At 66.6% G+C, this 19000-nt stretch carries 20 protein-coding genes; 7 read left to right on the plus strand and 13 right to left on the minus strand.

Translation table 11 applies throughout. From position 1 onward, the window contains the following. Positions 1-7 precede the first annotated feature (7 nt). Positions 8-811, plus strand: coding sequence for a 4-hydroxy-2-oxoheptanedioate aldolase (gene hpaI, locus V9K97_RS14425; protein ID WP_337318828.1), 804 nt, complete (start codon positions 8-10; stop codon positions 809-811). Positions 812-846: 35 nt separating this feature from the next. On the opposite strand, the gene V9K97_RS14430 is transcribed toward hpaI, so the two are convergent. The 5 genes from V9K97_RS14430 to araD all read right to left on the minus strand — a co-directional run bounded on the left by V9K97_RS14430 (position 847) and on the right by araD (position 5243). After that, a complete protein-coding gene (locus tag V9K97_RS14430) occupies positions 847-1386 on the minus strand; it encodes an RNA polymerase sigma factor (RefSeq protein WP_337318829.1) in 540 nt (179 codons plus the stop codon). Then, the gene (locus tag V9K97_RS14435; RefSeq protein WP_337318830.1) at positions 1383-1607 is read right to left on the minus strand and encodes a YgaP family membrane protein; all 225 of its coding nucleotides are present in this window, start codon (positions 1605-1607) and stop codon (positions 1383-1385) included. Before V9K97_RS14435 ends, V9K97_RS14430 begins: the two co-directional genes overlap by 4 nt. A gap of 121 nt (positions 1608-1728) precedes the next feature. Further along, entirely contained in the window at positions 1729-2718 is a 990-nt protein-coding gene (locus tag V9K97_RS14440; RefSeq protein WP_126748940.1) for a Bug family tripartite tricarboxylate transporter substrate binding protein, read from the minus strand. A gap of 43 nt (positions 2719-2761) precedes the next feature. Next, positions 2762-3472, minus strand: a complete 711-nt coding sequence (locus V9K97_RS14445) for a ribonuclease activity regulator RraA (RefSeq protein ID WP_337318834.1) — start codon at positions 3470-3472, stop codon at positions 2762-2764. 43 nt (positions 3473-3515) lie between these two features. Further along, positions 3516-5243 carry an L-arabinonate dehydratase gene (araD, locus tag V9K97_RS14450; protein WP_337318836.1) on the minus strand — a complete coding sequence of 576 codons (1728 nt, stop codon included), beginning with the start codon at positions 5241-5243 and terminating at the stop codon, positions 3516-3518. A 112-nt stretch (positions 5244-5355) separates the two neighbouring features. Between araD and V9K97_RS14455 the strand changes: the two genes are divergently transcribed. Further along, positions 5356-6051: a GntR family transcriptional regulator gene (locus V9K97_RS14455; RefSeq protein WP_258505536.1), complete on the plus strand. Its 696-nt coding sequence runs from the start codon at positions 5356-5358 to the stop codon at positions 6049-6051. Between the two features lie 47 nt (positions 6052-6098). Here the strand turns inward: V9K97_RS14455 and V9K97_RS14460 are convergent, their stop codons facing one another. After that, positions 6099-6647, minus strand: a complete 549-nt coding sequence (locus V9K97_RS14460) for a MarR family winged helix-turn-helix transcriptional regulator (RefSeq protein WP_337318838.1) — start codon at positions 6645-6647, stop codon at positions 6099-6101. A gap of 219 nt (positions 6648-6866) precedes the next feature. Here V9K97_RS14460 and V9K97_RS14465 point away from each other — a divergent pair, with 219 nt between their 5' ends. Further along, positions 6867-7847, plus strand: coding sequence for a tripartite tricarboxylate transporter substrate-binding protein (locus tag V9K97_RS14465; RefSeq protein WP_337318840.1), 981 nt, complete (start codon positions 6867-6869; stop codon positions 7845-7847). Between the two features lie 21 nt (positions 7848-7868). Here the strand turns inward: V9K97_RS14465 and V9K97_RS14470 are convergent, their stop codons facing one another. After that, positions 7869-8264 carry a hypothetical protein gene (locus V9K97_RS14470; protein ID WP_337318842.1) on the minus strand — a complete coding sequence of 132 codons (396 nt, stop codon included), beginning with the start codon at positions 8262-8264 and terminating at the stop codon, positions 7869-7871. A 301-nt stretch (positions 8265-8565) separates the two neighbouring features. On the opposite strand from V9K97_RS14470, the gene V9K97_RS14475 reads away from it, so the two are divergent. Both V9K97_RS14475 and V9K97_RS14480 read left to right on the plus strand, forming a co-directional pair. Next, positions 8566-8703 carry a hypothetical protein gene (locus V9K97_RS14475; RefSeq protein WP_337318844.1) on the plus strand — a complete coding sequence of 46 codons (138 nt, stop codon included), beginning with the start codon at positions 8566-8568 and terminating at the stop codon, positions 8701-8703. A gap of 138 nt (positions 8704-8841) precedes the next feature. Further along, positions 8842-11406, plus strand: a complete 2565-nt coding sequence (locus tag V9K97_RS14480) for an ATP-binding protein (RefSeq protein WP_337318846.1) — start codon at positions 8842-8844, stop codon at positions 11404-11406. Between the two features lie 5 nt (positions 11407-11411). Here V9K97_RS14480 and V9K97_RS14485 read toward each other — a convergent pair whose 3' ends face one another. After that, the gene (locus V9K97_RS14485) at positions 11412-11900 is read right to left on the minus strand and encodes a DUF2231 domain-containing protein (protein ID WP_258505532.1); all 489 of its coding nucleotides are present in this window, start codon (positions 11898-11900) and stop codon (positions 11412-11414) included. Between the two features lie 242 nt (positions 11901-12142). Here V9K97_RS14485 and V9K97_RS14490 point away from each other — a divergent pair, with 242 nt between their 5' ends. Together V9K97_RS14490 and V9K97_RS14495 are read left to right on the plus strand one after the other, a co-directional pair. Continuing rightward, positions 12143-12586 carry a low affinity iron permease family protein gene (locus V9K97_RS14490; RefSeq protein WP_258508342.1) on the plus strand — a complete coding sequence of 148 codons (444 nt, stop codon included), beginning with the start codon at positions 12143-12145 and terminating at the stop codon, positions 12584-12586. Continuing rightward, complete coding sequence (locus V9K97_RS14495) at positions 12583-13005, plus strand: DUF6766 family protein (RefSeq protein ID WP_258505531.1); 423 nt, start codon at positions 12583-12585, stop codon at positions 13003-13005. The genes V9K97_RS14490 and V9K97_RS14495 overlap by 4 nt, the downstream gene beginning before the upstream one ends. Positions 13006-13035: 30 nt before the next feature. Here the strand turns inward: V9K97_RS14495 and V9K97_RS14500 are convergent, their stop codons facing one another. From V9K97_RS14500 to V9K97_RS14520, 5 genes are all read right to left on the minus strand, one after another. Continuing rightward, complete coding sequence (locus V9K97_RS14500) at positions 13036-13830, minus strand: DUF899 domain-containing protein (RefSeq protein WP_337318849.1); 795 nt, start codon at positions 13828-13830, stop codon at positions 13036-13038. A gap of 92 nt (positions 13831-13922) precedes the next feature. Beyond that, on the minus strand, positions 13923-14999 hold the full coding sequence (locus tag V9K97_RS14505) for an RNA methyltransferase (protein ID WP_337318851.1): 1077 nt from the start codon (positions 14997-14999) through the stop codon (positions 13923-13925). Positions 15000-15041: 42 nt separating this feature from the next. Continuing rightward, positions 15042-16469 carry an MFS transporter gene (locus V9K97_RS14510; protein ID WP_337318853.1) on the minus strand — a complete coding sequence of 476 codons (1428 nt, stop codon included), beginning with the start codon at positions 16467-16469 and terminating at the stop codon, positions 15042-15044. A 6-nt stretch (positions 16470-16475) separates the two neighbouring features. Then, positions 16476-17444, minus strand: a complete 969-nt coding sequence (locus V9K97_RS14515) for a Bug family tripartite tricarboxylate transporter substrate binding protein (protein ID WP_337318856.1) — start codon at positions 17442-17444, stop codon at positions 16476-16478. A 48-nt stretch (positions 17445-17492) separates the two neighbouring features. Further along, positions 17493-18902, minus strand: a complete 1410-nt coding sequence (locus V9K97_RS14520; protein WP_337318858.1) for an amidase — start codon at positions 18900-18902, stop codon at positions 17493-17495. Positions 18903-19000 lie beyond the last annotated feature (98 nt).

A 19000-nucleotide genomic window follows, 5' to 3' on the forward strand; every position in this document is an offset into this window, starting at 1 on the left:
ATCACCCATGCCCGCCCACAACTCCTTCAAGACAGCATTGGCCGCACGCCGGCCGCAAACCGGCCTCTGGCTTTCGATGGCCGACCCGTACATGGCGGAGGTGAGTGCCACCGCCGGGTTCGACTGGCTGCTGATCGACGGCGAACACGCGCCGAACGACCTGCGCTCGACCCTTGCAGCACTGCAGGCCGTGGCGCCGCACCCCGCCCAGCCCGTGGTGCGGGCGGTTCAGGGCGACACGGCGCTAATCAAGCAGCTGCTCGACATCGGCGCGAAGAACCTGCTGGTGCCGATGGTCGACACGGCGGAGCAGGCCCGGGCACTGGTGTCGGCCACGCGCTATCCACCGCTGGGTATTCGCGGCGTCGGCAGCGCCGTGGGGCGCGCGTCGCACTGGAGCGGGCGCACCGACTACCTGGACATCGCCGATGAGGAGGTCTGCCTGCTGGTGCAGGCGGAAACCGTGACGGCGCTCTCCAACCTGGCGGAAATCTGCGACGTGGACGGCATCGACGGCGTCTTCATCGGCCCCGCCGATCTGGCCGCGTCGATGGGGCATCGGGGACGGCCCGGGCACCCGGAAGTGCAGGCCGCGATCGAAGCCGCCATGCACACCATCGTGGCGTCGGGCAAAGCTGCGGGCACGCTGACCTCAGACCCGAAGCTGGCGCGCCGCTACCTCGAGCTCGGCTGCACCTTCGTTGCGGTGGGTGTCGACCTGCTGCTGTATGCCGGCGCTGCACGAAAGCTGGCGGCCGACTTCAGCGGCGCGCCAACCGCCACCGAGCCAGCGTCTCGCGCGGCCTACTGAAGCCCATACGTGCTCCACCACGGCGGCATGTCGGATCAGCCTTCCTGAGTCCAGTAGCCGCCGTTCATCAGGCTTTCCCGCACCATCGCGCGGGCGCGATGCAACCGGCTTTTCACGGCCTCGACGCTCACGCCCAGGCGTGCCGCGACTTCGGGGGCGGTCAGCTCTTCGACATCACGCAAGACCAGCGCAACGCGGTAGGCCTCGGGAAGCGCGGCAATGGCCTTCGTCAGGTCGAGCCGCAGGTCGGTGGGAATTTGCGGCGCTGCGGCTTCTGCAGCGGGGGGCTCCGAAAGAGCGCCGCCTGAAGAGCTGCGCCTGAAGATGCGGTAGCACTCACGCTCGACGATGCGGAACAGCCAGGTGGCAAAGGCGGCCACCGTGCCGAGCGCGCCGATCTTTCTGTGCAGCTGCCACAGCGCCACCTGCACGGCATCTTCGGCGTCTTCGCTGTTTGCGCATGTCCGGCGCGCGAATCGCTTCAGATCGGGCTGGCAGACGGAGAGCAACTGGGACAGCGCCCGCTCGTCTCCCGCGCACGCAGCCTCGATGAGCGGTGCGGACGCACGGATCATTTCGCCTCGCCCGGCGCTTTTCGGCCAAGCATCGCGCAGGCCGGGCAGAAGCCGACGATGGCCGTGGCCGCAAGCACCCCGGCCGTGGCAAACCCCAGGAGGCGAAGCGTTCCGGCCGGCAGAAAGTAGAACGCGCCCGCGGCGGCGAAGACCCCCAGGCACAGGCGAATGACTCGCTCCCAGGCGGGCAGATTGCGTTTGAGATGGAACACGTTGAACACTCCGGTTGATGTTGACCCTTGCATAGAGGGCGCATCATGGCCAGAAGGATTCAGGAACTTTAAAAGAAAAAATTCCGGCCCGGGCCGCAAAGCCCCGGGCCTGTTCCACGACGCCGCGGTTTCAGTCGGCGGTGGCGCCCGACTTCTTCACCAGTTCGGCCCAGCGCGGGATCTCGCGGGCCATGTGGTCGCGCAGTTCCTCGGGCGTGCTGGCCGCAATGTCCATGGCCAGCTGGCCCGAGAGCTTGGCCTGCACGTCGGGCTGCTTGAGCGCCTTCACGATCTCGGCGTTCAGGCGCTGGATGATGGGCTTGGGCGTGCCCTTGGGCGCGTACACGGCCTGCCACGACGACATCTCGAAACCCGCCACGCCCGATTCGATCATGGTCGGCAGCTCGGGCACCAGCGCAATGCGCTTGCCGGTGGTCACGGCCAGCAGCTTGAGCTTGCCGCTCTTCACCAGGGGCAGCGCAGCGGTCACCTGGTCGAACATGAAGGGCACCAGGCCCGATGCAACGTCGGTCATGGCGGGCGGCGTGCCTTTGTACGGCACATGCGTGAGCTTCACGCCGATCATGTCCGCGAACATCTCGCCGGCCAGGTGCGTCGATGTTCCCGCGCCCGACGAAGCGAAGGTGCGCTTCGATTCGTCTTTCTTGAGCAGCGCGATCAGCTCGGCCACCGAGTTCACGCCGAGCTGGCTGTTGACGATCAGCACGTTGGGCAGCCGGCCGACCAGCGACACGGGCTCGAAGTCCTTCATCGGGTCATAGGGCAGCTTCTTGTAGAGGCTGGCGTTGATGGCGTGCGTGCTGATGGTGCCGCCGAACAGCGTGTAGCCGTCGGGCGCGGCCTTGGCCACATAGGCGGCGCCGATGCCGCCGGCCTGCCCCGGCTTGTTGTCGACCACCACCGACTGGTGCAGGCTCTCCTGCAGCTTGTTGGCCAGGATGCGGCCCACGATGTCGGTCGAACCGCCGGCCGTGAAGGGCACGACGTAGGTGATGGTCTTGGCGGCGGGCCATTCGGCCTGCGCGAGCGCGAGGGTGGGTGCCAGTGCGAATGCGGATGCAGCGAGCAGCAGCCGCGCGGCGCGATGAATGAAGGGCATGGTCTTGTCTCTCTTTGTTGTCTGACGAATGAAGGTTGGACGGTCAGCGGCCGCGGGCCTGCCGCCACGCGGCGAACTCGGTGCGGCTTTGCTCCTCGGTCGGCGGATAGAGGCCGAGGATCGAGCGCCCTTCGAGCACCTTCTCTTGCACGAAGTCTTCGAAGACGGTCATCTCGGTGGCCTCGGCCGCAACTTCGTCGGCAATGTCCGCCGGAATCACGATGACGCCTTCGGCATCGCCCACCACCACGTCGCCGGGCCACACGGCCACGTCGCCGCAGCCGATGGGCACGTTGATGTCGATGGCCTGGTGCAGCGTGAGATTGGTCGGCGCGCTCGGGCGCTGGTGGTATGCGGGGAAGCCCAGCTTCGCGATGTCGGGGCTGTCGCGAAAGCCGCCGTCGGTGACCACGCCGGCCACGCCGCGCTTCATGAGCCGGCTCACCAGAATGCCGCCGGCCGATGCGGCGCGCGCGTCCTTGCGGCTGTCCATCAGCAGCACCGCGCCTTCGGGGCATTGCTCGACGGCCTGGCGCTGCGGATGGCTGCGGTCGTTGAACACGGTGATGGGGTTCAGGTCTTCGCGCGCGGGCATGTAGCGCAGCGTGAAGGCCTCGCCCACCATGTTGGGCAGCGACGGGTTGAGCGGATGCACGTTCTGGATGAACTGGTTGCGCAGGCCGCGCTTGAACAGGGCCGTGCACAGGGTGGCGGTGCTGACCTGCATCAGCTTCTCGCGGGTTTGGGGATTCACGTCGGGGTCTCCGTTTGCTTGGGCGTTGGGTCGAAAAAGGTCGTCAGAAAATGTCGGGCTCGGGCACCGGCTTGCCGAACGCGGTCTCGAGAAAGTCGAAGTCGCAGCCCTCGTTGGCCTGCAGGATGTGGCGGCCGAACATCCATCCGTAGCCGCGCTCGTATCTCGGCGGCGGCGGTGTCCATTCGGCTTTGCGGCGGGCCAGTTCTTCGTCGCTCACTTCCAGGTGAATGCGCCGCGCGGGCACATCGACGGAGATGCGGTCACCCGTCTTGACCAGCGCCAGCGGTCCGCCGACGGCCGCCTCCGGCGAGCAATGCAGCAGGCAGCCGCCGTAGCTGGTGCCGCTCATGCGCGCGTCCGACAGGCGCAGCATGTCTTTCACCCCCTGCTTCAGCAGCTTGGTCGGTATCGGCAGCATGCCCCACTCTGGCATGCCGGCGCCGCGCGGGCCTGCATTGCGCAGCACGAGGATGTCGTCGCCGGTCACGTCCAGCTCGGGATCGTCCACCGCCTTCTTGAGCGCGGGGTAGTCGTCGAACACCAGCGCGCGGCCGGTGTGCTGCAGCAAGTGCGGCGCGCATGCGCTCGGCTTGATGACCACGCCATCGGGGGCGATGTTGCCGCGCAGCACGGCGAGGGCGCCTTCGGCATAAATGGGGTTGTCGAGCGGTCGGATCACGTCATCGTTGAACACCTCGGCACCTTCGATGTTCTGGCCGATGGTGCGCCCGTTGACCGTGCGCGCCTCGGTGTTCAAGTGGCCGCGAATGCGCTCCAGCATCGCGGGCAGGCCACCGGCATAGAAGAAGTCTTCCATCAGGTAGGTGTCGCCGCTCGGCCGGATGTTGGCGACCACCGGCACCCGGCGGCTTGCGGCATCGAAGTCGTCCAGCGTGACCGGATGGCCGGCGCGTCGCGACATGGCAATCAGGTGCACGATGGCGTTGGTGCTGCACCCCATGGCCATGGCGCAGGCAATGCCATTCTCGAAGTTGGCGCGCGTGAGCATCCTGGCGGGCGTCAGGTCTTCCCACACCATCTCGACGATGCGGCGGCCGCATTCGGCGCTCATGCGCACATGGTTGGCATCGGCCGCCGGAATGCTCGAGGCGCCCGGCAGCGAAAAGCCCACGGCCTCGGCAATGCCCATCATGGTGGCGGCGGTGCCCATGGTCATGCAGGTGCCGTGGCTGCGCGCAATGCCGGCTTCCATCTCTTGCCAGGCCTGGTCGCTCAACTGTCCGGCGCGGCGCTGGTCCCAATACTTGAAGGCGTCCGAGCCCGAGCCCAGCACCTGCCCCCGCCAGTTGCCGCGCAGCATGGGGCCGGCCGGCAGGTAGATGAACGGCAGGCCCATGCTGAGCGCGCCCATCGTGAGACCCGGCGTGGTCTTGTCGCAGCCGCCCATCAGCACGGCGCCGTCGATGGGATGGCTGCGCAGCAGCTCTTCGGTTTCCATCGCCAGGAAGTTGCGGTAGAGCATGGTGGTCGGCTTGACCATGCTCTCGGAAAGCGAGATGGCAGGCAGCTCCAGCGGAAAGCCGCCCGCCTGGAAGATGCCGCGCTTGACGTCGTCCACGCGCTGCTTGAAGTGCGAATGGCACTGGTTGGCATCGCTCCACGTGTTGACGATGGCGATGATCGGTTTGCCGACCCAGTCGGTGGGCGCGTAGCCCATCTGCATCACGCGCGAGCGGTGGCCGAAGGAGCGGAAGTCGTCGGGTGCGAACCAGCGGGCGCTGCGCAGGGTGTCGTAGGAGCGTTGCATCGGAGGGACTGAAGCGGAGGAACTGAACCGGATGGCTGAACCAGTGGCCTTTGTGGAATCAACTACATTAAAACACTAATATATCAGTTCAGCAAAGCGAGAATTCCAGCGAATGACCGCCCTCACCCGGATCCGACTCGACCGCACGCGTCTCGCAGCACCACAGGTACTCGAGAAGCTGCGCGATGCCATTCTTTCGCTTGAACTCGTGCCCGGCACGGTGCTGGTTCGGCAAGAGCTGGCCGACAGGTTCGGCGTGAGCCAGACGCCCGTGCGCGAGGCCTTGCTGCGGCTGGCCGAGGAAGGGCTGGTGGATGTGTTTCCGCAGCACGCAACGCTGGTCAGCCGCATCGACATCGACGCGGCCCGGCAGGCGCACTTTCTGCGCCGCTCGATCGAGCTCGAGATCGTGCATCAGCTGGCCGAACAGGCCACGCCCGAGCTTGTCGCGCAGCTGAAAACGCAAATCGCGCTGCAGGCAACGTTGGCGGCGGAACGGCAATACAGCGACTTCGTCGGCGCCGACCGCAAGTTTCATCACCTGATGTACGAGGCCGCCGGTGTGCCGAGCCTGTGGGACATGGTGAGCCGCGTTTCAGGCCACGTCGACCGGCTGCGGCGCCTGCACCTGCCCACCGCGGGCAAGACCGAGGCAATTCTTCGCGACCACCGCGCCATCGTGCGCGCCATTGCGCAAGGCGACAGTGCCGGCGCGCAGAAGGCGCTGCGCGAGCACCTCTCAGGCACGCTGAGCTCGCTGCCGGAAATCTGCGCGCGGCATCCCAGCTTTATCGTGCCGGAGAGCTGAAGCCGAACTCCGCGGTTCGCCTGCAAAGGCGCGCCGGGCCGGGGCCACTAAGCCGCGCCGGACTCCGGCCACCGGTGCCGCGTGCCGCCCGAGCGGCGGTTGGCCTTTTCCACCACCGCGCCTTGTGCGCTCAGCGCATTCGCGCGCTCTTCGAGGTGCCGCAGGCACTGCAAGAAGATGTCGAGGTGCGCGGGCTCGATGCCCTCGAGCAGATCGGTGTTGAGCCCCGCGATGCGCGGAAACACCTTTTCGTAAAGCTCCCGGCCCGAGGCGCTCAGCCGCACATGTACTTCGCGCCGGTCGTCGGCGTCCTGCCGGCGCGCCACCAGCTTCTTTTCGACCAGGCCTCGCAGGCCGCGCGAGGTGCGCACGCGGTCCAGGTGCAGATGCGCGGCCAGCGCCGAAGACCGCATTTCGCCCTGCTGCGCGAGCGTGGCGATCATTCCCCATTCGCGTCGCGTGATGCCGAAGCCGCCTTCCACCAGGCGCGTGGCCATGCCGCTGCTGGTGCGCACCGCGCGCGAGAGCCGATACAGCAGCAGGTCGTCCAGGGAACTGGGCGCGCGCAAGGCGCCTGCATCGGGAAAAGCTTGCATACCTTGCGTGCCGTGCATGGAAAGGTTCTAACGGGTGTGATGAGGCGACGGCGCAGTGTGACTCGGACGCCTCAGTTGGCAATTGATGGATTAGATCAACTGATTGTTGCCTGCGTATAACCCAGTAACAAATTACACGGGTTGAAACGAAGCGGGCCGGCGATTGTCGCCGTGAAAACCTGCGCGCACCCGTTCGCCAATAACGCAGCAGGAGGACCCATGTCTGTTTTTCTTTCCCGCCGAAAGCTCACGGCATGGTGCCTCGCACTCGGCGCCTGTGCCGCTCCCCTCGCCCATGCCCAGGCACCCGCTCTCGATGGCCCGCTCACGCTCGTGGTCGGCTACACCGCCGGCGGCAGCACCGACCGTGTCGCGCGCCTGGTGGCCGAGCGGCTGGGGCCCAAGCTCGGCGTGGCAGCCACGGTGGAAAACCGCCCTGGCGAAGGCGGCCGGCTGGCGGCCAAGGAGGTCAAGCGCGCACCGGCCGGGCAGAACGTGCTGATGCTAGGCAACCCCGCGGTGATGGTGGTGGCGCCGCTCGTGTTCAAGGACGCCGGCTACGACCCCGACAAGGACTTTGTGCCGGTGTCGCAGGTCAGCAGCTACGACTTTGCGCTGGCCGTGGGCAACAAGCTGCAGCTCGACCGCGCGATGTTCCTGGTGGGGCGGCTCTGGGCGCACCCGGAAGAGGCCGTGTTCGGCGTGCCGGCGACCGGCAGCCTGCCCCACTTCTTCGGCCTGATGGTGGGCGATGCGCTCAGCGTGCAGCCGCAGATCAAGGGCTACGGTGGATCGGCGCCGCTGTCGGCCGACCTGAGCGGCGGCAGCCTGCCGATTGCCATCGACACGCTCGACTCGCTCTATGCCCAGCACCTGGCCGGCAAGATCCGCATCCTGGCCGTGTCGGGCAAGAAGCGCGTGAGCTTCGCGCCGGCCATTCCCACCTTCCGCGAGGCCGGCATGAAGATCGATGCCGACGGATGGAACACCTTCTTCGCGCCCTCCACGATGCCGCCCGCCAAGGTGCAATTGCTGGCTGCGGCAATTCGCGAAGTGATGCAAGACCCGGCGTTGCAGAAGGCCGCCAACGCCGCGTACATCACGCCCGTCGTCAGCACGCAGGCCGAGACCGTGCAAATGCTCAAGGCCTTTCGGCAGCAATGGGAGCCGGTGGTGCGCCGGTCCGGCTTCCAGCCCTGAGCCGCAACGGGCGTGTAAACCTCAGGGCGCCACGGGATCGCCGGGCTGGCCGCCGCCATAGGCGGGCGCCGCCGGCAACGCGTAGGCCAGCGGCGGTTGCGGGTCGTGCAGCACAACGCTGCGGCCGACCCCGACGCCCACCGGTCCCGCGCCCATACCCACGCCCGCACTGCCGACCAGTTGGCCGCGAGGATTCACGCTGATGCCCGCGCCGAGCGGCCCCCAGCCGGTGCTCAGGCCCAGGCTGGGTCCGCCGGGCCCGACGCCGACGCTGAGCGACACCCCCGGCGCAAGCGGAATGCCGAAGCCGACGCCCACTGCGCAGCCCGCCAGCACCGCGGAGGCGCCCAATACAGCCAGGCGACTTGCCAGCCGCCCGCTTCTCCGCGCGATGTGGTGTGTTGATTGTTTCGGCATAGGCCATCCCTGTGGGCGGGCTCCGCGCCCGCGTTGTTCGAAGAGATGCAACACGTTTCCGCGCCGCATGCACGTGCGGCCGGATCATCGGGCAGGTCTTCTTCGGAAAGCACGGCCGGCCGAACAGGTTCCGGGCGAGATTGCCGAAATGTGCCGGATCCCCGGGGTTTCCTGCCGCGCGGCGCTCCGCATCCGATCGGAGCCACGCGTCGTGAAGTCCTACACGGAGAAACCCCTGGCGACCGTTGGAAGGCAGGGCAAGACAGCTAAGCTCGAACTCCAAAAATTCGAAAGGCTCCCCATGAAGAAACTACTCGCTGCACTCTTCGCAACCGCAGTGCTCGGCGGCTGCGCTGTCTACACCGACGGCCCGGGACACGGTGGTGGCGGCTACGGAAAGCAATGCCCGCCAGGACAGGCCAAAAAGGGCAACTGCTGATCCGCTGATTTGGAAAGCGCCGGACGCACGCGCGTCCGGCATTCGGTGGGGGCCGGAGCGCCCTATCGTGTAAAGCGCGTGTCGGACAGTGTCCTGTGATGTATGCCGATGAGTCGAGCAGGCCTGAAAATGTGCGCCATGAGCGCCCATCTTCTCCCTGCCAGCGACACCGGCGCATCTTGCGCCCACCAGGTGCAGTTCTACGACGACGAAAAGATCCTGATCGCGTCGGCAGCCGACTTTCTGGCCGAAGCCCTGGCTGAAGGCGGTTGCGCCCTGATTCTTGCCACCGAGGCGCATCGCCGCAATTTCCGCATGCGCCTGTCCGGGGTTGGCCCCGACGACAACATCGTTTTCGTGGACGCCGCGGAAGCGCTGGGGCAAATCGTGTTGAACGACAAGCCCGACGAACGCCTGTTCAACCAGTTGGTCGGAGGCCTGCTCGATACCCTGCAAGGCCGCGGAAAGCTCCGCATCTACGGCGAGCTGGTCGCTCTGCTTTGCGCCGACGGCAAGCATGAAGATGCGCTCTTGCTGGAGGGCTACTGGAACCGACTTGCCACCCGGCGCGAGTTCGAGCTTTTTTGCGGCTATCCGCTCTCCGTATTCCCGGGCACGGCGCACGCCGCGGTATTCCGCCATGTGTGCCAGGCGCATTCCCGGGTGATTCCCATCGGCGGCACGGCCATCATGGCGCCCGCCGAGATCGCGGTGCTCCAGCAAAAGGTGCTGTCGCTGGACGACGAAGTGCTGCGCCGGCGCCAGGCGGAAGAATCCACGCGTGCGCGCGAGCGCGACCTGGCCGACTTCGCCGAGAACGCCGCGGAAGGCCTGCACCAGGTGGCGGCCGACGGCACGATCCTCTGGGCCAACCGGGCGGAGCTCGAGCTGCTGGGCTACAGCGCCGACGAATACATCGGCCAGCACATTACGCGTTTTCATCTCGACCAGCCGGTGATCCAGGACATTCTCAAGCGGCTCAGCGCGGGGGAAACGCTGCGCAACTATCCGGCCCGCCTCGTCTGCAAGGACGGCGCCATCAAGCACGTTCTCATCCAGTCGAACGGCCGTTTCGAAAACGGGGTGCTGCGCTACACGCGCTGCTTTTCGCGCGACGTTACGGAGCGCGTGGCGCGCGAAGAAGCCGAGAGCGAACGAAACGACCTGCTTCGCCAGGCGCCAGTTGCCGCGGCCTTGCTGGTGGGCGCCGAGCACCGGTTCGAACTGGCCAACGATGTCTACAAGGCGATGGTGGGCAAGTTCGACCTTGAAGGAAAAACCTACGCGCAGGCACTGCCCGAGCTTTGCGCGCGTGACGACACGCTGCGCATCCTGGACGAGGCCTTCGAATCGGGCCGCCCCTACGTGGCCGAAGAGCACCTGACCCTGGTCGAGCGCGCCGGCAGCGGGCGCCTCGATGAACGCTATTTCAAGCTCAGTGTGCAGCCGCTGAAGCGGGTCGACCGCCTGTACGGCCTGATGCTGATTGCCGTGGACGTGACCGACCTCGTCGCCTCACGGCGGGGGCAGGAGCGGGCGAGCGCCGAGCGCGAAGCGCTGCTGCGCGATCTCGAACGCGCCAGCCGCGCGAAGGACGAATTTCTTGCGGTGCTCGGGCACGAACTTCGCAATCCGCTGGCGCCGATCGTCACTGCGCTCGAGTTGATGAAGCGGCGCGGAGACCTCAAGACCTCGAAGGAGCAGGACGCCATCCACCGCCAGGTTCAGCACCTGATCCGGCTGGTCGACGACCTGATGGACGTGTCGCGCGTGACCCGGGGCAAGTTGACGCTGCGCGAAGAAACGGTTCAGCTGGCATCGGTGCTTGCAAAGGCCGTCGAAATGGTGAGCGTGCTGATGGAGCAGCGCCAGCACACGCTGAATGCCGTCTATCCGGACAGCGCGATGCTCTGGCATGGAGACCCGACGCGACTGGCGCAGGTGATCAGCAATCTGCTGACCAATGCCGCGCGCTACACCCCGTTGGGCGGCGTCATTCATCTGGAAACACGGCAGGAAGAAGGAGACGTGGTCATCTCCGTGACCGACAACGGGCGGGGCATCGAAGAAGACGCGCTGCCCAAGGTCTTCGACCTGTTCTACCAGGGGGCGCAAACCATCGAGCGCGCTGCGGGCGGGCTCGGCGTTGGCCTGGCGCTGGTCAAGAGCCTGGTTGCCGCGCACAACGGCACCGTAGAAGCCCACAGTGCCGGGCCGGGGCAAGGCAGCAAATTCACGGTTCGCCTGCCGCTGCCTTCCAGCGACCAGTTGAAGGCCATCGCACCCGAGGCGCTTGCGCTTTCGAGAGGCGCCGTGCTTCGCCGCAAGGTGTTGATCGTCGACGACAACCAGGATGCCGCGGACCTGCTCGGCGCGATATTCCGGGAACACGGGCACGACGCGCGGGTGGCCTACGACCCGGCCGCGGCCTTGGCGCTTGCCTCGTCGTTCAAGCCGGAGGTCGTCTTTCTGGACATCGGCTTGCCCGTGATGGACGGCTACGAGCTGGCCGCGCTGTTGCGAAAAGAACTGGGGGATGCAGCGCCTCTCAAGATTTTTTCGCTGACCGGGTTCGGCCAGCCGGCAGACCGCGAAAAGAGCAGGCGTGCCGGCATGGACGGCCACTTCGTGAAACCGGTGGAAGAGGCCCAGGTGCTGCAAGCCGTGCTGTCGGCCGATATGGCCGAGCGAACCCCGGCTTGATGCCTTTACTTGCCGGCCACCACATGCCGCTTGTTCAGCGAGCTGGGAGCGTTCAAGCTCGCGTCTTCATCGACGCCTATGCCCAGCCGGTCCACCAGCTCGCCGCCTAGCCAGGCGGTGACCATTGCAATGGCCGCACCCGCAAAGGACCACACCATTTGCGCCAGGCCCGGCGCGTAGTCCCTGTCGCGCAGGAAAAAGCTCAGCGCGAACAGCAGCAGCACAAGCACGTTGCCGCCGCCGTGCATCGCGCCGATGCGCTTGGCCCGCGTGCCTGCCGGAATGCCCAGCCAGTCGATGGTTCCGAAAGGCGCGGCAAGAAGCCCGCCGAGAAGGCCTGCCGCGATCATCCAGTAGGACACCGCGGCCATGACCGGGCTGTTTCCGATCAGATAGATGATGTCGAACACCACCGCCGTGGCGAGCAGCCCGAGCGGAAACACCACCAGCATCTGGTGTACCGGATGGCCGAGTAGACGAGCTCTTGCGTGCATGGGTCACCTCCATTGGCTGAAAGCCGCTATGTGAGCCCGTTATGTGAGCCACAACCACCTTCCGCCCGCGCCAGCAACCGCCGCCAGCGCGGGTCGGTACTTTCCTACTGCAACACGCGGGACGCGCCCGCGCAGCACTCCCCGCAAATGGCTGGCCGCTCACATGCTCAAGCGGAATTTTCAACCCCGTTTTATGGGCGATGGATGACGCCCTGCCGCTGCCGATGCAGCACCCTTTGCGCATGGACAAGTTCTTTGCAACCTTTGCGAATGCCACGGCGCGCGCAGCCGGCAGTCCATTCGCCTTTCTGCTTTGCATCGCGCTGGTCGTTGCCTGGGCGGTTTCGGGTCCCTTCTTCCAATTTTCGGAAAACTGGCAGCTGACCATCAATACGGGCACCACCATCATCACGTTCCTCATGGTGTTCCTGATCCAGAACACGCAAAACCGCGATGGCGTCGCGCTTCAGACCAAGCTGGACGAACTGATTCGCTCCTCCGCCGCGGGTGACGAGTTCATCGGCATCGAGAAGCTCACCGACAAGGAACTGGCCGTGCTGCACGAAAAGTGCGAGGCCGCTGCGAAGAAGAGCCATGCGGCCCTGGACAAGACGCGAGGTGAACGTGCGCGGCGCGCCCACAAGGACGCCTCTGAAAAAGCAACCCGAGCGGAAAGCACTACATGAAGAAATCCATCTGGAAACTGTACGGCTATGGGTGGGTCACCCTCGGCTTCTTTCTCTTGTCGCTGATCGGCCACTGGGTCTTCGGCTGGTTTGCCTATGTGGACGAGCAGAAGAATTTCGGTGCGCCGCCGGAGATGTCGGGCTACCTGATCCAGATGTCGAGAGACACGCTGGAAAACTGGCAGTCAGAGTTCCTGCAGCTCATCTGGCAGATCGGCGGGCTGGCGTTTCTTCTGTATGTCGGCTCTCCGCAATCGAAGGAAGGCGACGACCGGATGGAGGCCAAGATCGATGCGATCCTGGCGGCGGTGGACCCGAAGAACGCCGATGCCCTGATCGACGAGATCGACAACGAATACGCGGGCAGGCACACCGACCAGCGCTGGACGCGGATGGCCAAGCAGGGCTCGTCGAAGTAGCGCGGAGAACGGCGAGCCCTTCAAGCCGCGTCAAGGCTTGGCGCGCGCACTCTGCTCCCGGAACGCCGCCTCGCCGGCAGCCGACACCTCGGCCCATTTCTTGTCGGACGCGGCATCGGCGGCATAGCTGTCGTGCCAGTTCCACCACTTGTAGGTGGGCGTCTGCGGATAGCCTGCGGGCGAGTCTTCCCACACCTCCTGCCGGCCCAGCGGCGTGATGTCGAGATAGTTCCAGGTGTTGCCCATCTGCTCGTCGCCGCGGTTGTTGAGGAAGTAGGTTCGGAACACGCGGCCGCCGTCGCGATAGAACACGTTCGTGCCGTGCCATTCGTCCACGCCGAAGTCGGCGTCGAAGCTGTCGGTGAGCGTGAACCACGGTATCTCCCAGCCCATGCGCGCCTGGAGCCGCGCGATTTCTTGCTGGGGCGCGCGCGAGACGAACACGAGCGTGGTGTCGCGCGCGTTCAGGTGGGCCACATGCGCCACCTGGTCGGCCACCATCGAGCAGCCCCGGCAGGCGTGCTCCGGCCAGCCGAACACGCCGGGCTCGAAGAAGGCGCGGTAGACAATCAACTGGCGCCGCCCGTCGAACAGGTCTGCCAGGCTGGCCTTGCCCGCCGGCCCTTCGAAGGCATACGTCTTCTCCACGGCCATCCATGGCATTCGCCGGCGCTCGGCGGCCAGGGCGTCGCGCGCACGGGTGTTCGCCTTTTCCTTGACCAGCAGTTGCTCGTAGGCCGCTTGCCACGCCTTGGGCGACACGACCGGAGGCGTGTTCATGGCGGAACGCGCGTCTTTCTGTCCGTTCTCGGTGGATGCAGTCATTGCTCGAATCTCCTGGGTTGGCGGACTCCCCTGCCCCGTGGCCGAAGCGCGATTCGTCCGCTGTTTGCTCACCGCTCGTCGGCGGCCAGGAGTCAGTTTGGCGCCGTCGGCCGAAGGGCGGGAGTAACAAGATTGGCGGGATTGCGGTTTGCCCGCTCGAACCGCACCGGCACCTCGCCCACGCGCGCCCTCAGCTGGCCGCAGCCGCCGTCGACGTCTTGCCCGGCCGAGTTGCGCAGCTTGGTCAGGATGCCGCGCTGGTGCAGCGTGCGTGCCATCTCCTTGCAGCGCTCCCACGACGGGCGGCTGAAGGCCACGCCGTCCACTGCGTTGAAGGGAATGATGTTCAGCACACCGAACTTGCCGGACAGCAGCCTGACGATGCCTTCGACCTCATCCGGTCCGTCGTTCACGCCTTCGAGCAGCGTCCATTGGTACTGAATCGGATAGCCGGTGGCCCTGGCGTAGCGCTCGCCTGCGTCGACCAGTTCTTCGGGCGTGATGCCGGGTGCACGCGGCAGGAGCTTCTTGCGCAGCCCGGCCTTGGTGGTGTGCAGCGAGAGCGCCAGCGCGGGGCGCACGCGTTCTTGCGGCAGCCGTTCGAACACGCGCGCATCGCCCACGGTGGAGAACACCAGGTTCTTGTGGCCGATGTTGCCCACCGTGCCGAGCAGCTCGATCGCCTCCAGCACGTTGTCCAGGTTGTGGGCCGGTTCGCCCATGCCCATGAACACCACCTTGCGCACCGGCCGGCGCATGCGCGCGAGCGCAACCTGGGCAATGATCTCGGCGCTCCCCACTTGGCGCAGCAAGCCGTCCCGGCCCGTCATGCAGAACTGGCACCCCACGGCGCAGCCGACCTGCGAAGACACGCACAGGCCTTCGCGAGGCAGGAGCACGCTCTCCACGGTCTGGCCATCCGCCAGGGTGACCAGCAGCCGCTCGGAACCGTCCGCGCCGGCGTGCACGGTGTGAATGCGCGCCAGCCCCGCAAGCTCGGCTTCAATGGACGGCAGGGCTTCGAGCAGCGACGACGGAAAGAAGCTCCCAGGCAGGCGCCTGCCGCTGTTGCGCGGCAGCGCGTGCGACCACAGCCGCAAGATGCGCTGCTCGTGGCTGGGGCCCGCGCCGGCTTCCCGCAGCCGTTGTTTCAATTCGTGGATTCGCATTCAGTGAGAGCGGGTCGATATGCGGCCGATTGTGCACGGAGGTCACTCCGGGTGCGGTGTGCGGCTGTATGCGATCAGCACCGCGCCCGCAAGGCAAAGCACCGCCAGCAGGAACAGCGCGCTGCTGGCACCCCGCGTAAAGGCGGCCACGTCCGCAGTCGAAAGCGTCGCGCCGCCGTTGCCCAGGATCGTGCGCTGCGAACCCGGGGAGAGCCCCGCCAGCGCCATGCTCAGCGCGAGCGCGGTTCCCACCATGATGCCGGTGTTCTGCAAGGTCGACCGCACACCGTTTGCGATTCCGCGCCGCACCGGAGCCACGCTCTGGAGGATCGACGCGTTATTCGGCGTGACGAAGCTGCCGATGCCCAGGCCGAGCGCCCACAGGCCGATGGACAACTGCATGCCCCCCATTTCTGGGCGCAGCAGCGCGCCCAGGAACGCCAATGCGCATCCGGCGAGCAGCATGGCGCCCACGCAAAGAGTTTCCGCCCGAAAGCGCCGCAGCAAAATGCCCGCCACCGGCGCGGCCATCAACATGCCCACGGCCACCGGTGCGATGCGCAGACCCGCCTCCGAGGCCGCCAGGCCTGCGCAAGCCTGCAGATACAGCGCCACCAGTAGCAAGGGCGCAGCTTGCGTCATCGAAAGAAGCAGGATGCCCGCGTAGGCCGTCCGCCGGCCCCGGTCGGCGAACAGCGAGGGGGCGACCAACGGGCTGGCCACGCGCACCTGCACGCCGCAGAAAAGCACGACGGCCACAGCGCCTGCGAGCATGAAGGCCCACACCGGCGTGCTCGTCCATCCGTGGGGTCCCGCCATCGAGAGCGCATAGATCACGCAGCCGATGCCGGCGAAGGAAAGCGCCGCGCCCGCGAGGTCGAAACGCTCCGCCTGAACCACCGGGCTTGCCGGCAGCACCTTCCAGGACCACGCCAGCACGCAAAGCCCCAGAGGCACGTTGAGCATGAAAAGAACGCGCCACCCCCACCACGACACCACGAAGCCCCCGGCCAACGGGCCCACGACCTGCGCCAGGGCCGCAACCATGGCAAGCACGCCAAGCGCCAAGCCCATCTTGCGGCGGCCGAACGCATCGCTCACCAATGCGCTGGCATTGGCCATGACGCCGGCCGCTCCCACGGCCTGGCCGATGCGGCTTGCCAGCATGAATCCGGCCGTAGGTGCCAAGGCGCATGCCGCGCAGGCGGCCACGAAAAGCGCGAGGCCGGCAAGAAAGAGCCGGCGGCGCCCCCACAGGTCGGCCAGCCGCCCGAAGCTCAGGATGCAGACCGTGCTGACCAGCATGTAGGACAGCAGGATCCAGCTCGCCTGCGTGGGCGATGCATGAAGGCTGCGTGCCACGGCGGGCAACGCGACATTGAGCGCGCTGAGATTGAGAAAGCACAGCAGCGCGCCCGCACTGGCGGCGGCGAGCACCGGCCAGCCCGCCTTGTCCGCATCGTCGGCCACCACCCCTCAGTCTTCGCTCTTGAACCCCGACGCCTTGACGATGGGACGCCAGTACACGCGGTCCTCGTCCATGATCCGCTTCGTTTCCGCGCCGGAAAGCCCCGTGGGCTCCAGGCCCATGCGATCGACCTGCGCACGCACCTGCGGCTTGCGCATGGCGGCGACGAAGGCGGCCTCCAGCTTTACGACCATCTCCTTGGGCGTGCCGGCCGGCACGAATGCGGCGTAAGAGGCGTTGGCGCGGTCGAACGCGTCGTAGCCCGCTTCCTTGATGGTCGGAACATCGGGCAGCCAGCTCACGCGCTTGGTTCCCGCAACGCCCAGTATCCGCAGCTTGCCCGCGCGGTGGAGCTCGAGCTGGCTGGCCAGCGCATCGGTGCCCACCGGCACGTGAGCGCCGACGATGTCGGTTGCAAGCGGCGCGCCGCCCCTGTAGGTAACCGGTGCGAGCGGCACGCCGATGGCCTTGGACAACTGCAGCACGCTGAAATGCAGCCCGCCTCCGAGGTTCGTCAACCCCACGCTGCCGCCGCCCGGATTCTTCTTGAGCCACGCAACGTATTCGGGAACGGTCTTGAACGGCTGGTTCGCGCCCGCGGAAATGACGCTGGGCACGTACGCCAGGTGCGCAATGGGGATGAAGTCCTTCTCGGCGTCGTAGTTCAGCCGCGAATAGGTCATCGGAAAAAGCACGAAGGGCGGCGTGCTGCCGAGCAGGATGGTGCGGCCGTCGGGCCGCGAGGCCTTGACGGCTTCGATGGAAATCCGGCTCGAGGCGCCGGGCCGGTTCTCCACCAGAATGGACTCACCCAAGGCCGTGCGCAAGTCCTCGGCCAGCGAGCGCGCCAGATTATCGAGCGCGCCGCCCGGCGGAAAGCCGATGACCAGCCGCACGGGCGTGTTGTCGGCATGCGCGCCGGCGCCGGTCAAGGCGATCGACGCACCGAGAAGAAGTGTCTTGAGTAACGAGGCCATGGTGGGAGTACCTGCAGAATTGAAAGACGAACGGAGGGGACGGAGAACTCAGAAGGCCAGCGTGGGCAGCGGGTTTGCCGGCCGGTGCCTGGCCTCGAAGGAAGCGGCGGCTTGCAGCAGCTGCAAGTCCTCGCGAAACCGGCCGACGAGCTGCATGCCGATGGGCAGGCCGTCGCGGCCCGCGCCGCATGGCAGGCTGATGGCGGGATGGCCCGTGAGGTTGAAAGGCATCGTCCAGGGAAACCAGTTCGGCCGCACCTCGGCATAGGCCTTGCCGTCGATCTCGATGGGGTCGAACAGGTCCTGGTCGATCGGCAGGGCCGTTCGCGAGAGGGTCGGCGTGAAGATGAAGTCGTTCGCCTCCAGCTGCGCCTGCACCTTGCGAAAGAGCGCGGTCCTGGCAAACATGGCCTGCTGGAACGCAACCCCGTCGACATGCTCCGCGAGCGCGAGCTGCCGCAGCAGCGACGGACTCAGCTCGCCGGCGTGCGCCTCGGCCAACGGAGCGAAGCGGCCGCGCCAGCTGGTGTGGTTGATCACCCGCCAGACCGGCTCCACGTCGTACCCCTCGCCCGGCATCTCCACGAGTTCGGCGCCCATCGAACGCAGTGTTGAAAGAGCCCCCTCGAATGCGGCCGCGACGTCGGCGGAGATCGGCCGCCCCTCGGGTGCCGCGCAGTAGAGAACCCGCTTGCCGCGAAGATCGCCGCCGGGCTGCAGCGCATCGAAGTAAGGCTGCGCCGGTACGCCCAGCGACCACGGGTCGGAGCCATGGGGGCCCGTCATGGCCTGCAGCATGAGCGCGGTGTCGGCCACATTGCGTGTGGTGGGCGTCACGTAGGTGTAGTTGCCGAATGCGTCCTGTACCTGGCTGTGGGGCACCACGCCCAGGCTCTGCTTGAGGCCCACCACGCCGTTGCACGCCGCGGGAATGCGGGTCGAGCCGCCGCCGTCGGTGGCAATGGCCAGCGGCGCCACACCCGCCGCCATGGATGCGGCGGCGCCCCCGCTGGAGCCGCCGCTCGTGCGCGAGGCATCCCATGCGTTGCGGGTGCTTCCGAAAAGAGGCGCATCGGTCAGGCACTTGGCACCGAACTCCGACGTGGTCGTCTTGCCGATGAGAATGCCGCCCGCCTGGTGCATGCGCGCGACGGCGAGCGCGTCCTGGGTGGGAACATGGTCGCGGTGCAGCAGGGAGCCGTAGGTGGTCCTCACGCCCGCGGTGTCGACGATGTCCTTCACCGTGAACGGCAGACCGTGGAGCAGGCCCGACGCCTCGCCCCGCATCAATGCGCTTTCCGCCTCCCTGGCTTGCGCCATCGCCTGCTCATGGCACAGCGTGATGAAGCAGTTCAGGTGCGGCTGCACCGCATCGGCGCGGCGCAATACCTCTTCGACGATCTCCACCGGCGAGAGCTTTCGCTGCGCGACGAGGGTGCGCAATGCCACGGCGGACATTCCGCAGATTTCGGACTTCGGAAGGTGCGGAAACTCTTTCATGCGCAGATGATTGACGCACCGCACCATCCCGGTCCAATACTGTTTTCTGCAAAACA

The sequence above is a fragment of the Variovorax sp. CCNWLW186 genome, from assembly GCF_037203865.1.
Classification (GTDB): domain Bacteria; phylum Pseudomonadota; class Gammaproteobacteria; order Burkholderiales; family Burkholderiaceae_C; genus Variovorax.

What these genes read in the sequence shown, in the direction of transcription:
- hpaI (WP_337318828.1), top strand. Translation starts at nt 8, where the DNA reads ATGCCCGCCCACAACTCCTTCAAGACAGCATTGGCCGCACGCCGGCCG.
- V9K97_RS14430 (WP_337318829.1), bottom strand. Translation starts at nt 1,386, where the DNA reads ATGATCCGTGCGTCCGCACCGCTCATCGAGGCTGCGTGCGCGGGAGAC.
- V9K97_RS14440 (WP_126748940.1), bottom strand. Translation starts at nt 2,718, where the DNA reads ATGCCCTTCATTCATCGCGCCGCGCGGCTGCTGCTCGCTGCATCCGCA.
- araD (WP_337318836.1), bottom strand. Translation starts at nt 5,243, where the DNA reads ATGCAACGCTCCTACGACACCCTGCGCAGCGCCCGCTGGTTCGCACCC.
- V9K97_RS14455 (WP_258505536.1), top strand. Translation starts at nt 5,356, where the DNA reads ATGACCGCCCTCACCCGGATCCGACTCGACCGCACGCGTCTCGCAGCA.
- V9K97_RS14460 (WP_337318838.1), bottom strand. Translation starts at nt 6,647, where the DNA reads ATGCAAGCTTTTCCCGATGCAGGCGCCTTGCGCGCGCCCAGTTCCCTG.
- V9K97_RS14465 (WP_337318840.1), top strand. Translation starts at nt 6,867, where the DNA reads ATGTCTGTTTTTCTTTCCCGCCGAAAGCTCACGGCATGGTGCCTCGCA.
- V9K97_RS14470 (WP_337318842.1), bottom strand. Translation starts at nt 8,264, where the DNA reads ATGCCGAAACAATCAACACACCACATCGCGCGGAGAAGCGGGCGGCTG.
- V9K97_RS14475 (WP_337318844.1), top strand. Translation starts at nt 8,566, where the DNA reads ATGAAGAAACTACTCGCTGCACTCTTCGCAACCGCAGTGCTCGGCGGC.
- V9K97_RS14480 (WP_337318846.1), top strand. Translation starts at nt 8,842, where the DNA reads ATGAGCGCCCATCTTCTCCCTGCCAGCGACACCGGCGCATCTTGCGCC.
- V9K97_RS14485 (WP_258505532.1), bottom strand. Translation starts at nt 11,900, where the DNA reads ATGCACGCAAGAGCTCGTCTACTCGGCCATCCGGTACACCAGATGCTG.
- V9K97_RS14490 (WP_258508342.1), top strand. Translation starts at nt 12,143, where the DNA reads ATGGACAAGTTCTTTGCAACCTTTGCGAATGCCACGGCGCGCGCAGCC.
- V9K97_RS14495 (WP_258505531.1), top strand. Translation starts at nt 12,583, where the DNA reads ATGAAGAAATCCATCTGGAAACTGTACGGCTATGGGTGGGTCACCCTC.
- V9K97_RS14500 (WP_337318849.1), bottom strand. Translation starts at nt 13,830, where the DNA reads ATGACTGCATCCACCGAGAACGGACAGAAAGACGCGCGTTCCGCCATG.
- V9K97_RS14505 (WP_337318851.1), bottom strand. Translation starts at nt 14,999, where the DNA reads ATGCGAATCCACGAATTGAAACAACGGCTGCGGGAAGCCGGCGCGGGC.
- V9K97_RS14515 (WP_337318856.1), bottom strand. Translation starts at nt 17,444, where the DNA reads ATGGCCTCGTTACTCAAGACACTTCTTCTCGGTGCGTCGATCGCCTTG.
- V9K97_RS14520 (WP_337318858.1), bottom strand. Translation starts at nt 18,902, where the DNA reads ATGTCCGCCGTGGCATTGCGCACCCTCGTCGCGCAGCGAAAGCTCTCG.